14 protein-coding genes are annotated in these 14,509 nt (G+C 71.7%); 9 read left to right on the top strand and 5 right to left on the bottom strand.

All coding sequences use genetic code 11. The features are described from left to right. Positions 1-19 precede the first annotated feature (19 nt). From IE252_RS07475 to IE252_RS07465, 3 genes are all read right to left on the bottom strand, one after another. Positions 20-595 carry a TerD family protein gene (locus IE252_RS07475; RefSeq protein WP_067158613.1) on the bottom strand — a complete coding sequence of 192 codons (576 nt, stop codon included), beginning with the start codon at positions 593-595 and terminating at the stop codon, positions 20-22. Between the two features lie 122 nt (positions 596-717). After that, the gene (locus IE252_RS07470; RefSeq protein WP_067158615.1) at positions 718-1,176 is read right to left on the bottom strand and encodes a peroxiredoxin; all 459 of its coding nucleotides are present in this window, start codon (positions 1,174-1,176) and stop codon (positions 718-720) included. Positions 1,177-1,296: 120 nt separating this feature from the next. Next, a complete protein-coding gene (locus IE252_RS07465) occupies positions 1,297-1,719 on the bottom strand; it encodes a DUF3052 domain-containing protein (protein WP_190088522.1) in 423 nt (140 codons plus the stop codon). Between the two features lie 391 nt (positions 1,720-2,110). Here IE252_RS07465 and aceE point away from each other — a divergent pair, with 391 nt between their 5' ends. Together aceE and IE252_RS07455 are read left to right on the top strand one after the other, a co-directional pair. Next, complete coding sequence (gene aceE, locus IE252_RS07460; protein ID WP_190088521.1) at positions 2,111-4,858, top strand: pyruvate dehydrogenase (acetyl-transferring), homodimeric type; 2,748 nt, start codon at positions 2,111-2,113, stop codon at positions 4,856-4,858. Positions 4,859-4,984: 126 nt separating this feature from the next. Then, a complete protein-coding gene (locus tag IE252_RS07455; RefSeq protein WP_190088520.1) occupies positions 4,985-5,755 on the top strand; it encodes a potassium channel family protein in 771 nt (256 codons plus the stop codon). A 32-nt stretch (positions 5,756-5,787) separates the two neighbouring features. Here the strand turns inward: IE252_RS07455 and IE252_RS07450 are convergent, their stop codons facing one another. Then, positions 5,788-6,156, bottom strand: a complete 369-nt coding sequence (locus tag IE252_RS07450; RefSeq protein ID WP_190088519.1) for a peptidase inhibitor family I36 protein — start codon at positions 6,154-6,156, stop codon at positions 5,788-5,790. 243 nt (positions 6,157-6,399) lie between these two features. On the opposite strand from IE252_RS07450, the gene IE252_RS07445 reads away from it, so the two are divergent. The 6 genes from IE252_RS07445 (at position 6,400) to IE252_RS07420 (ending at position 13,129) form a co-directional block, all read left to right on the top strand. Next, entirely contained in the window at positions 6,400-7,611 is a 1,212-nt protein-coding gene (locus tag IE252_RS07445; RefSeq protein ID WP_190088518.1) for an alpha/beta hydrolase, read from the top strand. A gap of 96 nt (positions 7,612-7,707) precedes the next feature. Then, a complete protein-coding gene (locus IE252_RS07440; RefSeq protein WP_190088517.1) occupies positions 7,708-8,568 on the top strand; it encodes a DUF4429 domain-containing protein in 861 nt (286 codons plus the stop codon). Positions 8,569-8,620: 52 nt separating this feature from the next. After that, positions 8,621-9,898 (top strand): sensor histidine kinase, encoded by a 1,278-nt coding sequence (locus IE252_RS07435; protein WP_190088516.1) that lies wholly within the window; start codon positions 8,621-8,623, stop codon positions 9,896-9,898. Continuing rightward, the gene (locus IE252_RS07430) at positions 9,895-10,569 is read left to right on the top strand and encodes a response regulator (RefSeq protein WP_190088515.1); all 675 of its coding nucleotides are present in this window, start codon (positions 9,895-9,897) and stop codon (positions 10,567-10,569) included. Before IE252_RS07435 ends, IE252_RS07430 begins: the two co-directional genes overlap by 4 nt. Positions 10,570-10,817: 248 nt before the next feature. Then, positions 10,818-11,858 carry an alpha/beta hydrolase gene (locus IE252_RS07425; protein ID WP_190088514.1) on the top strand — a complete coding sequence of 347 codons (1,041 nt, stop codon included), beginning with the start codon at positions 10,818-10,820 and terminating at the stop codon, positions 11,856-11,858. Beyond that, complete coding sequence (locus tag IE252_RS07420) at positions 11,858-13,129, top strand: acyltransferase family protein (protein ID WP_229848085.1); 1,272 nt, start codon at positions 11,858-11,860, stop codon at positions 13,127-13,129. The genes IE252_RS07425 and IE252_RS07420 overlap by 1 nt, the downstream gene beginning before the upstream one ends. Here the strand turns inward: IE252_RS07420 and IE252_RS07415 are convergent. Further along, positions 13,035-13,496 (bottom strand): MerR family transcriptional regulator, encoded by a 462-nt coding sequence (locus IE252_RS07415; RefSeq protein ID WP_190088513.1) that lies wholly within the window; start codon positions 13,494-13,496, stop codon positions 13,035-13,037. The genes IE252_RS07420 and IE252_RS07415 overlap by 95 nt on opposite strands. 68 nt (positions 13,497-13,564) lie before the next feature. Between IE252_RS07415 and IE252_RS07410 the strand changes: the two genes are divergently transcribed. Further along, the gene (locus IE252_RS07410) at positions 13,565-14,383 is read left to right on the top strand and encodes a serine hydrolase domain-containing protein (protein WP_190088512.1); all 819 of its coding nucleotides are present in this window, start codon (positions 13,565-13,567) and stop codon (positions 14,381-14,383) included. Positions 14,384-14,509: the final 126 nt, after the last annotated feature.

Below are 14,509 nucleotides of genomic sequence, written 5' to 3'. Positions count from 1 at the left end.
GACGGGAGAGAGCGACGGCTCAGACGTTGACGCCGAAGTCCTGCGCGATGCCGCGCAGACCCGACGCGTACCCCTGGCCGATGGCGCGGAACTTCCACTCCGCCCCGTTGCGGTACAGCTCGCCGAAGACCATGGCGGTCTCCGTCGAGGCGTCCTCGCTCAGGTCGTACCGGGCGAGCTCGGTGTTGTCGGCCTGGTTCACCACGCGGATGTACGCGTTGCGGACCTGGCCGAACGACTGCTGGCGGCTCTCGGCCTCGTAGATCGAGACCGGGAACACGATCTTGTGAACGTCGGCCGGGACACCGGCCAGGTTCACCTTGATGACCTCGTCGTCGCCCTCGCCCTCACCGGTGAGGTTGTCACCCTGGTGCTCGACGGAGCCGTCGGGGCTCTTGAGGTTGTTGAAGAAGACGAAGTTCGAGTCGTTGGCGACCTTGCCCTGGTCGTTGGTCAGCAGTGCGCTGGCGTCCAGGTCGAAGTCACCCCCGGTGGTGGTACGAGCGTCCCAGCCCAGACCGACGATGACCGCGGTCAGGTTGGGGGCGGCCTTGGTCAGCGAGACGTTGCCGCCCTTGCTGAGGCTGACTCCCACGAGTCCTCCCATTGGTGTGAGGGGCCGGCTCAGTTCAGCGTCCCCGTCGTGCGTTGGCATCGGATCAACGTCTGGATCCTAGTGACCGGTTCCCGCCTCAAACAGGCGATTCGGCCGAAGGTTCACAGGGTGTCGAGCGCCTTGACGTAGTCATTGAGGTCCCGGGCGTCCGGCAGGCCGTTCTCGACGGTCCAGCGGACCACGCCGTCCTTGTCGATGACGAAGGTGCCGCGCACCGCGCAGCCCTTCTCCTCGTCGAAGACCCCGTACGCGCGGCTGACCTCGCCGTGCGGCCAGAAGTCCGAGAGCAGCGGGTACTCCAGGCCCTCCTGCTCGGCGAAGACGCGCAGCGTGTGGATCGAGTCGTTGGAGACGGCGAGCAGCTGGGTGTCGCGGTCGGTGAACTGCGGCAGGTTGTCGCGCAGCGCGCACAGCTCGCCCGTGCAGACGCCGGTGAAGGCGAACGGGTAGAAGAGGAGCACCACGTTCTTCTCGCCGCGGAAGTCCGAGAGCTTCACGGTCCGGCCGTGGTTGTCCTTCAGCTCGAAGTCCGGGGCCTTGGTGCCGACCTCGATCGCCATGGAAACGCCTTCCCTTCTGTGGGTCCGGTCCGACGGCCGCGGTGGACCGTCACGGTGCCCCCACCCTACGCACAGGGCCCCCACCGGCGGTGCCGGTGGGGGCCCTGGGGCGTGGAGGGGTCAGCGCTTGCCGGACTTGAGTCGGGTGCCCGACCAGTCCTTGCCCACGCTGATGCTCTTGGCCATGGAGAGGCCGGCAGTCTGCGCGGCGTCGCTGATGTCGCTGGGCTCGATGTATCCGTCCCGGCCGGTCTTGGGGGTCAGCAGCCAGATGGTGCCGCCGTCCTCCAGCAGACCGATGGCGTCGACCAGGGCGTCCGTAAGGTCGCCGTCCTCGTCGCGGAACCAGAGCACGACGACGTCGGCGACGTCGTCATAGTCCTCGTCGACGATGTCCTGGCCAATCAGGGACTCGATGCCCTCGCGGAGATCCTGGTCGACGTCTTCGTCGTAACCGATCTCCTGGACCACCTGTCCGGGCTCGAACCCCAGCCTGACGGCCGGGTTGGTCCGCTCCTCCGCGTGGTCCGCGGTCGCGCTCACGGCTTGCCTCCTGATCTTGATTCGGTAAGTAATGCGGCCCCACGCACGCGCGAGGCTTGGGCGTAGTCCACACGGGCGGGACGAATCGCGCAAGTACCAGGCCCCCGAACCCGCCCTTTGGGGTGCACTGTGCCCCCAGTCAGGGGCGAACCCGGGCCCGGTGGTGATTCATCCCACACCCTTGCAGATAGTTTGCACGCTTCTGCTCCGTGCGTACGCCAATCGGGGTGACGCGCCCTTTGGGGAACACACGCACGGCTTGGGCGTAAGGTTGCGATTTGGGCGGCCGCACACCTCGTTACCCCTCGGTAGAGATGACGTTTGCGTCCTCGCGGTCCACGATGGGATGCGGCGCACCAACCCCGCCCGCCCCCGACAGCGAAGGAACAGCGTGGCTTCCGGATCCGATCGCAACCCGATCATCATTGGCGGCCTTCCCAGCCAGGTCCCGGACTTCGATCCGGAGGAGACCGAGGAGTGGCTCGCCTCCCTGGACGCGGCGGTGGACGAGCGGGGCCGTGAGCGCGCCCGCTATCTGATGCTCCGCCTCATCGAGCGCGCCCGCGAGAAGCGCGTGGCCGTGCCCGAGATGCGCAGCACGGATTACGTCAACACGATCGCCACCAAGGACGAACCGTTCTTCCCCGGCAACGAGGAAATCGAGCGCAAGGTCCTCAACGCGACCCGCTGGAACGCCGCGGTGATGGTCTCCCGCGCCCAGCGCCCGGGCATCGGGGTCGGCGGCCACATCGCCACCTTCGCCTCCTCCGCCTCCCTCTACGACGTGGGCTTCAACCACTTCTTCCGGGGCAAGGACGACGGCAAGGGGGGCGACCAGATCTTCTTCCAGGGGCACGCCTCCCCCGGCATCTACGCCCGCGCCTACCTCCTGGACCGCCTCTCGGAGCAGCAGCTCGACGCGTTCCGCCAGGAGAAGTCCAAGGCGCCGTACGGGCTGTCCTCGTACCCGCACCCGCGGCTGATGCCGGACTTCTGGGAGTTCCCGACCGTCTCGATGGGCCTGGGCCCGCTCGGCGCGATCTACCAGGCCCGGATGAACCGCTACATGGAGGCGCGCGGCATCGCCGACACCTCCGACTCGCACGTGTGGGCGTACCTGGGCGACGGCGAGATGGACGAGCCGGAGTCGCTGGGCCAGCTCTCCATCGCCGCGCGCGAGAACCTCGACAACCTGACCTTCGTCGTCAACTGCAACCTCCAGCGCCTCGACGGCCCGGTGCGCGGCAACGGCAAGGTCATCCAGGAGCTGGAGTCGCAGTTCCGCGGCGCCGGCTGGAACGTCATCAAGCTGGTCTGGGACCGCTCCTGGGACCCGCTGCTGGCCCAGGACCGCGACGGCATCCTGGTCAACAAGCTGAACACCACGCCGGACGGCCAGTTCCAGACGTACGCGACGGAGACCGGCGGCTACATCCGCGACCACTTCTTCGGCGGCGACCACCGGCTGCGCGCCATGGTCGAGAACATGACCGACCAGCAGATCCAGCACCTGGGCCGCGGCGGTCACGACCACAAGAAGGTGTACGCGGCGTACGCGGCGGCCAAGGCGCACAAGGGCCAGCCGACCGTGATCCTCGCGCAGACCGTCAAGGGCTGGACGCTCGGCCCGAACTTCGAGGGCCGCAACGCGACCCACCAGATGAAGAAGCTGACGGTCGAGGACCTCAAGCGCTTCCGCGACCGGCTGCACATCCCGATCACGGACGCCCAGCTGGAGGCCGGCGCCCCGCCGTACTACCACCCGGGCCGCAACTCCGAAGAGATCCAGTACATGCACGACCGCCGCAAGTCGCTGGGCGGCTACGTGCCGACCCGCGTCGTGCGCGCGAAGCCGCTGGCCCTGCCGGAGGACAAGACGTACGCGGCCGCGAAGAAGGGCTCGGGCCAGCAGTCGATCGCCACCACCATGGCGTTCGTCCGCATCCTGAAGGACCTCATGCGGGACAAGGAGATCGGCAAGCGGTTCGTGCTGATCGCGCCGGACGAGTACCGCACGTTCGGCATGGACGCCTTCTTCCCGAGCGCGAAGATCTACAACCCGCTGGGCCAGCAGTACGAGGCGGTCGACCGCGATCTGCTGCTCGCCTACAAGGAGTCTCCGACCGGTCAGATGCTGCACGACGGCATCTCCGAGGCGGGCTGCACGGCCTCGCTGATCGCCGCGGGCTCGGCGTACGCGACGCACGGCGAGCCGCTGATCCCGGTCTACGTCTTCTACTCGATGTTCGGTTTCCAGCGCACCGGCGACCAGTTCTGGCAGATGGCCGACCAGCTCTCGCGCGGTTTCGTCCTGGGCGCGACCGCCGGGCGCACGACGCTGACCGGTGAGGGCCTCCAGCACGCCGACGGCCACTCGCACCTGCTCGCCTCGACCAACCCGGGCTGTGTCGCCTACGACCCGGCGTTCGGGTACGAGATCGCGCACATCGTCCAGGACGGTCTGCGCCGGATGTACGGCGAGACCGCCGACGGCAAGCCCGGCGAGGACGTCTTCTACTACCTGACCGTCTACAACGAGCCGATCCAGCACCCGGCCGAGCCGGCGGACGTCGACGTCGAGGGCATCCTCAAGGGCATCCACCGCTACGCCCAGGGCACCGCGGGCACCATCCCGGCGCAGATCATGGCGTCCGGCGTGGCCGTCCCGTGGGCGATCGAGGCGCAGCGGATCCTCGCCGAGGAGTGGAACGTACGGGCCGACGTCTGGTCCGCGACCTCCTGGAACGAGCTGCGGCGCGACGCCGTCGAGGCGGAGGAGCACAATCTGCTCCACCCGGAGGAGGAGCAGCGCGTCCCGTACGTCACGCGCAAGCTGGCCAACGCCGAGGGACCGTTCATCGCGGTCTCGGACTGGATGCGGGCCGTGCCGGACCAGATCTCGCGCTGGGTGCCCGGCCGCTACACCTCGCTGGGCGCCGACGGGTTCGGCTTCGCCGACACCCGGGGCGCGGCGCGGCGCTTCTTCCACATCGACGCCCAGTCGATCGTCCTCGCGGTGCTGACGGAGCTCGCGCGGGACGGGAAGGTGGACCGGTCCGTGCTGAAGCAGGCGGTTGACCGGTACCAGCTGTTGGATGTCACTGCGGCGGACCCGGGTGCTGCCGGGGGCGACGCGTAGCGCCTCGCGGCGTGCACGGTCGAGCGGCGCAGTCGTTCGACCGCAGGTTGTATTGGGCTGGTCGCGCAGTTCCTCGCGCCCCTTTGGGGCGCGAGGGCGCGGCCAGCCCGCTTTTACTATGCCCGTATGAAGCAACTACCCGCGCAGACGCGGTGGGAGCGGCGCACCCAGTGGCCGCTGCTCGCGCTGGCTGTCGCGTTCGCCCTCGCGTACACCGTGCCCGTCGTCCACCCCGGGGCGGGGACCGGGGTGCAGGACGTGTGTGTCGGTGTGGAGTGGGTGGTGTGGGGCGCGTTCGCCTGTGACTATCTCGTGCGGCTCGCCCTGTCCGGGCAGCGGCTGGCCTTCGTCCGTACGCACTGGCTGGACCTGCTCGCGGTGGTGCTGCCGCTGATCCAGCCGCTGCGGCTGCTCCGGGTCGTCTCCACGCTCGCCCTGGTGGGGCGGCGGGCGCGGATGGCCCCGCAGATACAGCTGACCGTCTACGTCGGCGGGGCGGTGGTCGGGCTGCTGATGTTCGGCTCGCTGGCCGTCCTGGAGGTGGAGCGGGGCGCTCCGGCCGGGAACATCAAGACGCTGGGCGACGCGGTGTGGTGGTCGTTCACCACGATGACCACCGTCGGCTACGGCGACCACGCGCCGACCACCGGGCTCGGGCGGCTCATCGCGGTGGGCCTGATGCTCTCCGGCATCGCCCTGCTCGGTGTGGTCACGGCGAACATCGCGGCCTGGTTCATCTCCCGCTTCGAGCGCGACGGCGAGGAGGAGCGGCGCCAGACCGCGCTCCTGGAGGCGCTCACCCAGGAGGTCCGGTCGCTGCGGGGGCAGGTGGCGGCGCTGGCGGGCGCATCGAAGTGCGCCTGCGAGCAGGGCACCCGGGGCGCGCCCCTGGCGTGACGGGAACGGGGACGGGGGGCTCATCCGCCGCCTCAGCTCTCCCAGACCTTGAACGCCCGCACCCGGTAAGGGCTTTGGGGCGTCCAGGACCCGCCGCCCGGATACGTGTCGAACTCGGCCGTCTCCGCGCACTCCTCGGACTGGTACGCCGTCACCGGCCGGCCCGTCCGGTTGGCCAGGGACCCGGCGTCCGTGCCGGGCGGTAACGCCGTACAGCTCTCGATCTCGATGCTCCGCAGGTCGTACACCTGCCGGGCGCCCTTGAAGTCCGGCTTCTTCCAGAGGCACAGCTCGCCGGGCGCGCAGGTGCCGAGGCGCGGCGGGGCGGCCGCGCGGGCCGGAGCGGGCAGCAGGAAGGCGGTGGCGGCGAGGACGGCCGCGGCCGTCGTCTGTGTGCGCATGGCGGGTGACCCCCCGTGTCGTCGGCTGATCTTGTCCCGTTGAACGCGTCCCCGCCGCCCCCGGTTTCCGTCTCGCCCCGCTTCACCCGGATAGGTGAAAGACCCGCCGGACCCCCGCGCGTCGCGGAGCGTGCGCCTCCACATGCGCTGGGTGAAACCTCTTCACCCTCCATGATCCGTTCAAACGTGATCTGAGTCACTGTCACCCCAGTGGACCTTCCGGGCCTCTTACTCTGTACCGCAGTGACTTCCTTCGACTCCTCCCCCACACTCAACGTCTGGCGCGCGCTGCTCGCGCTCGCCGTCGTGTTCGTGATGCTCGGAACCTCGGGCTGGACCGCGGTCCGCGGCCACCAGGTGTCGACCGAGCCGCGCGCCGTCGCCCTCGCCGCCTGGGCGAAGGGCACCCTCGACGGCGAGAAGCTCCCGGCGCCGGACACCTCCGCTCGCCGGATGGCCCGCTTCTTCGCCTCTCTGACGGCCACCGAGCGCACCGATCTGGCCCGGCGCTACCCGCTGGTCGTCGGCAACCTCAACGGCGCACCGATCCCGCTGCGCTACGAGGCGAACCGGCTGGCCCTCGTCGAGGCGCGCGACACCGAGCGCGCCCGGATGCACGACGCCCGGCTCACCCCCGACGGCCGCCAGGGCGCGGGCCGCCGGATGCACCGGTACGAGTCGCTGCTCGACGGCGACCGGCAGATCCTCGCCTTCGACCCGTCGGACAGCGGCCGCGTCGCCGAGGTCTTCGGTGACCTGGAACACGCCGAGCGCATCTCGATGGTCGTCCCGGGCGTCGACACGAACGTCATGACGTTCGAGAAGACCTCGCGCAAGTACTCCGCCCCGGTGGGCATGGCGCAGTCGCTGTACGCGGCGGAGCGCGCGGCGGGTCCGCGCACCCGCACCGCGGTGATCGCCTGGGCCGACTACACCACCCCGGCCGGGCTCGGCATCGACTCCGCGATCGGCCGGCTGGCCGAGGACGGCGCGGTCCGGCTCGACAAGCTGGTCCGCGCCCTGCCGGGGAACGCGCCGGTCTCCCTCTTCTGCCACAGCTACGGCTCGGTGCTGTGCGGCGTCGCCGCGCACCGGCTGCCGCCGCGGGTGGTCGACATAGCGGTCGCGGGCAGCCCCGGCATGCGCACCCAGAGCGCCTCCCACCTGGGCACCTCGGCCCGGGTGTGGGCGATGCGGGACCGCGACGACTGGATCGAGGACGTGCCGCACCTGGACGTCGCGGGCCTGGGCCACGGCGCGGACCCGGTCTCCTCCGGGTTCGGCGCGCGGGTGCTCTCGGCGGCCGGCGCGGTCGGCCACGCGGGCTATTTCGAGCCAGGCACACAGAGTCTCGCCAACTTCGCCGCGATAGGCGTCGGTTCGTACGATTCCGTCAGCTGTCTCAAAGGCAATTCGGCCTGCCAGCGCGGTATTTCCGGCGCGGACGCGGCCTGACGCGCGTAGAAATCGGCGCCGCCGCGGACGTACGTGTGACATTGCGGCCGGCGCCGAGGGGGGACGCGCGGGCGTGCGCCGCCTACGATGAGGCGCATGGGTGATGTGCTGGCCGGAATTCATGCCACCTGGGAGTTCGAGCCCGACTCCGTACTCATCCGCTTCGAACGGGGGATCCGCACGCCGAAGCTGTTCACGGCGCTGCGCGAACGGCGCATCCCCCACGAGGCGTTGGAGTCGGTGACGCTGACCCCGGGCAAGCGCGGCACGGTGGTGCTGCACGCGGTGCCGAGACCGGGCGCCGACCCGCTGATGGAGGCAGCGGCGGGACAGCTCAAGGACGGGTGCGACCCGTACCGCCTGGTGCTGCCCGCCGAGCGCGAGACGCTCGCCGAGTACTACGCGGACGAGCTGTGCGCGCTGCTCGGCCCGGACGCGGCGGAGCCTTCGGAGCGGTACGTGGTGGCGGCGCCGGAGCTGCCGCAGAGCTTCAAGGCGTACGACGGGAAGGCCTCCTTCGACGGCCGCCAGGTGTCGTTCCGCTGGTTCTGGACGGGTGCCTCCTCGGCGAAGTGGAAGGCGGGCGACCAGACGTTCCCGCTGGCGTCGCTGTGCGGGGTCGAGTGGCGCTCGCCGGAGGTCTTCGACGGCTATCTGCGGCTGCTGCGCCGGGACGCCGACGCGGTCGCGCCGCCGGCCGACCAGGACCCGGCCGCGGTCGTCTTCGGCCTCGGGTACGGGCCGGTCCACGAGTCGCTGCCGTTCGCGGCGGCCGTCCTCCAGGCGATCCGGGGCAGCTCCGGCGCACCGGTCCCGGCGGCCCTGGCGTCCGCCGGGCGGCGCGACCCGGCGGACATCGCCGAAAGGATCCGGCACCTGGGTGAACTCCATCGGGCGGGGCTGGTGACGGACGCGGAATTCAGCGCGAAGAAGGCGGAACTCCTGGCGGAGCTGTAAGAGGTGTGGCTGCGGGGGCCCCGCCCCCGCACCCCCTTAGGCTGATCACGCCATGAGTACCAGCCTCCGCTCCCTCGGCGGGCCCGCCGAGCCGCTGTTCGGCCGCGCGCCCAAGAGATGGCAACGCCGACTCCCGTACGCCGTCGTCGCCTGCTTCGTCGTGGCGCTGCTGCCGATCACCGTCACCGTGCTGCTGCACGACTACAAGGCGCCCGGCGGCTGGGCGGGGGCGCTCGCCGTGGCGCAGACCGCGCCGCTGCTGCTCGCCGTGGCCCGGCCGCTGCGGGCCTGGTGGATCGTGTTCGCCGCCGACGTGGTGGGCGCGGTGGTGCTCTCGGGCACCCAGGGCATGGAGGGGCGGCCCTGGCCGTGGACGCCGATGGTGATCGTCGGCTATGTGCTGCTGATGGCGTGCCTGGGGCTGCGCGCCGCGCCCCGCACCCTCGTCGCGGTCTGGCTGGCGACCGGCGCGGCCGGGGTGGCGCTCGCCGCGATGAAACCGGCGTACGCGACGTCCGCGACCACCATCCACGTCCTGATGTCCGTGCTCAGCGGGGCGACCCTGCTGCTCACCGGCGCGCTGCGCGGCCGGGGCGAGGCGGAGCGCCTGCTCGCCGAGCAGGAGGCGATCAGCGAGGCCGAGCACGCCCAGCGGACCCTCCTTGAGGAGCGCGCCCGGATCGCCCGCGAGCTGCACGACGTGGTCGCCCACCACATGTCCGTGATCACCGTGCAGGCCGACTCCGCGCCGTACCGCATCCAGGGCCTGCCCGCCGAGGCGCGGGAGGAGTTCTCCACGATCGCGGCGAGCGCGCGGGAGTCGCTGAGCGAGATGCGGCGGCTGCTGGCGGTGCTGCGCAGCGACGGGAGCGAGGGCGAGCGGGCGCCGCAGCCGGGCGTCGACCGGGTGCAGCAGCTGGTCGAGGCGACGGTACGGGCCGGGGTGCCCGCCGAGCTGGCGCTGTCGGCGGACCTGCCGCCGCTGCCGCCCGCCGTGGACCTCTCGGCGTACCGGATCGTGCAGGAGGCGCTGGCGAACGTCGTCCGGCACGCGCCGGGCGCGACGACGCGCGTCTCGGTCCGCTCGGACGGCACGCACCTGCTGGTGGTGGTCGTCAACGGGCCCGCCGCCGAGCCCCGTTCGGCCCTGGAGACCAGCGGGACGGGGCACGGGCTGGTCGGGATGCGCGAACGCGTACGGTTGACCGGCGGGACGCTGGACACCGGGCCGCTGCCGGACGGCGGCTTCCGGGTCGCGGCCCGGCTGCCCCTGCGTACGCCCCTCTCCGACAGCTCCACCGGCTCCGACCGTTCAGAGGACACCCGTTGACCATTCGCGTGATCATCGTCGACGACCAGGCCATGGTGCGGGCGGGGTTCGCCGCGCTGCTCTCCGCGCAGGCGGACATCGACGTGGTGGGCGAGGCGCCCGACGGCAGGCAGGGCATCGACGTCTCCCGGCGTACGCATCCCGACGTGGTGCTCATGGATGTCCGGATGCCGGAGATGGACGGGCTCGCGGCGGCACGCGAGCTCCTCGACCCGCCGCCCGGGGTCGTCCACCGGCCGAAGGTCCTGATGCTGACGACGTTCGACGTGGACGACTACGTGTACGAGGCGCTGCGGGCCGGGGCGTCCGGGTTCCTGCTGAAGGACGCGCCGCCGGCGGATCTGATCGCGGCGGTACGGGTGGTGGCGGCGGGGGAGGCACTGCTCGCGCCCTCGGTGACGCGGCGGCTGATCGCGGACTTCGCCCGGCAGCGGCCGGCTGTGCGCAAGGATCCGGCGCTGCGGCTGCGCGGGCTCACGCCGCGGGAGACGGAGGTCCTGGAGCTGATCGCCCGGGGGTTGTCCAACCAGGAGATCGCGGGGCGGCTCGTCCTGGCGGAGCAGACCGTGAAGACGCATATCGGGCGGGTTCTGGCGAAGCTGGGGTTGCGGGACCGGGCGCAGGCGGTGATCTTCGCGTACGAGTCGGGGCTGGTGTCGCCCGGGGCGTAGCCCTTGGGCGGGCGGCGGCGAGGAGGGGTGCTCCCGGACCCCGTTGCGGGGCCTGCGGCCCCTGCACCCCGCTTTCGGGGCTCCGCCCCGGACCCCGCTCCTCAAACGCCGGAGGGGCTGAATTTGCACCACCCCCTACCCCAGTACCACCCCCACTTGGCACCCCGGTGTGACGCCCCGATACCCACCCCCTTCCTACCTTCCTCCTCGCAACGCCACACACCCGCGAGGAAAGGCAGGACCGCAGCATGCGTCGCTTCAGGAGGACCCTCGTCGCCGCCGCGTTGGCCGTTACCGCCGTCGCGGGGACCGCCGGGTGGGCCTCGGCCGGGAGTCAGCAGGCTGTGGTGGGGCCGCCGCCGGGGGCCGGGGAGTGGGTGGCCGACACCGTGCTCGGGCGGCCGTTGCCCGACCCGGCCACCGCCTCGCCGCGCGAAGTGGCGCTGTTCTTCGCCGGGTTGAGCCAGTCGCAGTGCCAGGAGCTCGTGCGGCGGCATCCGTTGATCGTGGGGAATCTGGACGGGGCCCCGGTCGGTCTCCGGTACCAGGGCAATCGGCTCGCCCTCGCCGCCGCGCACGATCCCCGCTACGACCGGCTCGCCGGGTCCGGGCACCGCATCCTCGCCTTCGACCCGCGCGGGCGCGGGCAGGTGGCCGAGGTGTACGGGGAGTTGGAGGGCGCCGAGCATGTGTCCGTCGTCGTACCGGGGTCGGACATCGACGCCGGTAACTTCGACCGCGACAGCGATCCTTACGGCACCCCCGCCGGGATGGCTTCCTCCCTGCGGGCCGCCACCGGGGGGCGTACCGCCGTCGTCGCCTGGACCGGGTACACCACCCCCGTCGGCCTCGGCGTCGACGCGGTCACCGAGGACCTGGCGAAGGCGGGTGCGACCCGGCTCGCCCGGTTCACCGAGGGCCTGGCGGCCGTCGGGCTCCCGGACCCGGCGCTGTTCTGCCACAGCTACGGCTCGGTCGTGTGCGGCCTCGCCGCCCCACGCGTCGTCGCCTCCGACATCGTCGTGCTCGGCTCCCCCGGCATGCACGCCGACACCGCCGCCGACCTGGGCACCGGCGCGCGGGTGTGGGCCGCCAAGGACCCGTCGGACTGGATCTCGTACGTACCGAACGTGCGGTTCCTCGGGATGGGGCACGGGGAGGACCCCGCCGGTCCGGACTTCGGGGCGCGGCGCGTGGACGCCTCCGACGCGCGGGGGCACACCGGGTACTTCGCTCCCGGCACCGCCTCCCTGCGGCAGTTCGCCGCCATCGCGACGGGTGAGGTGTGATGTCCGGGCCGCTCGCCCGCCTCTCGGCCGCCGTCGAGGCCCGGACGCCCGCCCACCGCGACCGGGCGCTCGACGGGCTGCGGGCCCTCGCGCTGCTCGCCGTGCCCACCGGGCACTGGCTGCTCGGCGGTCTCACCCGCGACGGCGGCGGCGCGCTGCACAACGCCAGCCCGCTCACCGCCTTCGGCGGCCTCGCCCCGGTCAGCTGGATCCTCCAGATGCTGGGGATCTTCTTCCTGGTCGGCGGGTACGCCTCGGTCCTCTCCTACCGGCGCCACCGGGGCCCGGCCGGGGCCTGGCTGAAGGGGCGCCTCGCCCGGCTCGGACAGCCGGTGCTGGGGGTGACGGCGGTGTGGGCCACGCTGCTCCCGGTCCTGTACGCGGCCGGGGTGCCCGGCACCACCCTGCGTACCGCCTCGACCCTGGTGATCCAGCCGCTGTGGTTCGTGGGGGTGTACGCGGTGGTCACCGCGCTCACGCCGTACTGCGTGCGTGCGGCGCGCAGGCTCGGCGGGTGGGCGGCGGCGCCGCTGCTCGGCGCGGTCGCCGTCGTCGACTTCCTGCGCTACGGGCCGTACACCGACGCGATGCCCTCCTGGCTGTCGGTCCTGAACGTCCTGCCGGGCTGGCTGTTCGCGTACCAACTGGGCGTCAGCTGGGGCGAGAAGCGGATCGGCAGGCGCGGCGGGTGGCTGCTGGCCGTCGGTGGCGCGGCGCTCTTCGCCGTCCTGCTGGTCGTCTTCCACTACCCGGCGTCGATGGTCGGCGTGCCCGGCGAGGCCCGCACCAACTCGCACCCGCCGTCCCTGCTCGTCCTCGCGCTGGCGGCGGCCCAGTCGGGCGCGGCCGTGCTGCTGCGGGAGCGGATCGCCAAGCTGCTGCGCAGGCCCGCGCTGTGGGCGCCGGTCGTGGTGGTCAACCTGTCCGCGATGACGATCCTGTGCTGGCACCAGACGGCGATGCTGGCGGCGGCGGTGCCGTCGCGGCTGCGGGCCGGATCCCGTTTGTCTGCAGGCTGGTCTGTGGCTGGTCGCGCAGTTCCCCGCGCCCCTGAAGATGCCGCTGCGCGGCAATCCCCTGGGCGCCCCGGAGGGGCGCATTCAGGGGCGCGGGGAACTGCGCGAGCAACCCAGCACGGTCCGCAGACAGACAGGGGGTCTGGGGCGCGGCCCCGGGTCAGGCCCTCTCCGACGCCCGCCTCGCGTCCGCGTAGAAGTCGATCTTGTGGTCGAGGACGGCGAGCGTGTCCTGGAGTTCTGCCATGCGCGTGATCACGTCGCGCCGGGTCTGCTCCAGGAGTTCCTGCCGGGCGTCGAAGGTGTGCTCGCCCTCGCGGACCAGCTCGGCGTACCGGACCATGTCCGCGACCGGCATCCCGGTCAGCCGCAGCTTGCTGACGAAGGCCAGCCAGTCGAGGTCCTTGTTGGTGAACCGCCGCTGCCCGGTGTGCGAGCGGTCCACGTGCGGCATCAGACCGATCCGCTCGTACCAGCGCAGGGTGTGCGCGGTGAGGCCGCTGAGGGCCGAGACCTCGCTGATCGTGTAGCGGTCCTGGCCGTCGGGGCGCGGGTGCAGCGGGCGGGTCTTGCACAGGTCCACGACCGTCGACTTCACAGGGATGCTCTCGATCACCGTCATGGCCCCCACGCTAGAACGTTGGAGTGCACTCCAAGCAAGCGGTAATTCCCGGCGGACCGTTTAGGCTCGTGCGCATGAAGAGCCTGGCGCTGACCGAGAACTGGCCCGTGCCGCACGCGGCTGCCGCCGTCGTCCGTGCGGACGGCACCGTCGCCGGGGCGCACGGCCCGACCGGGCAGCGCTTCCCGCTCGCCTCCGTCACCAAGCCGCTCACCGCGTACGCCGCGCTCGTCGCGTACGAGGAGGGCGCCGTCGAGCTGGACGAGCCCGCGGGGCCGGAGGGCTCGACCGTACGGCATCTGCTCGCGCACACCTCGGGGCTCGCCTTCGACGAGCACCGGGTGATGGGGGCGCCCGGGGAGCGGCGGCTCTACTCCAACGCGGGGTTCGAGGTGCTGGGCGACCACATCGCGAAGCGGACCGGGATCCCGTTCGCGGACTATCTGCGCGAGGGCGTCCTCGAACCGCTGGGGATGGCGTCGACGTCGCTCGACGGCTCGCCCGCGAAGGACGGCGTCTCGACCGTCGACGATCTGGTGCGGTTCGCGGCGGAGGTGCAGGCGCCGCAGCTGCTGCATCCGATGACGGTTGCCGAGGCTATGACGGTGCAGTATCCGGGGACGAAGGGGGTTCTGCCGGGGTACGGGCATCAGAGCCCCAACGACTGGGGGCTGGGGTTCGAGATCCGCGCCTCCAAGTCCCCGCACTGGACCGGGGCTTCGTCCTCGCCGCGTACGTTCGGGCACTTCGGGCAGTCCGGGACGTTTCTGTGGGTGGACCCTGAGGCGTCGGTGGCGTGTGTCGCTCTGACGGATCGGGCGTTCGGGGCGTGGGCGGTGGGGGCGTGGCCCGCGTTTACGGATGCGGTGCTGGCCGAACTGGGTTAGTTCCCCCCACCCCGCCCCTTCCCGAAAGCCCTCTGGCGGGCGGCCTGGTTCGTCGGCTGCGGGCCGTCCCCGACTGGTCGCGCAGTTCCCCGCGCCCCTAACAGGAGCGCCCCGAAGGGGCGCATT

This window comes from Streptomyces melanogenes (assembly GCF_014649795.1).
Lineage (GTDB): Bacteria > Actinomycetota > Actinomycetes > Streptomycetales > Streptomycetaceae > Streptomyces > Streptomyces noboritoensis.
The sequence above is the reverse complement of the archived record's forward strand: the minus strand, read 5'-3'. Positions and strand labels throughout refer to the sequence as shown.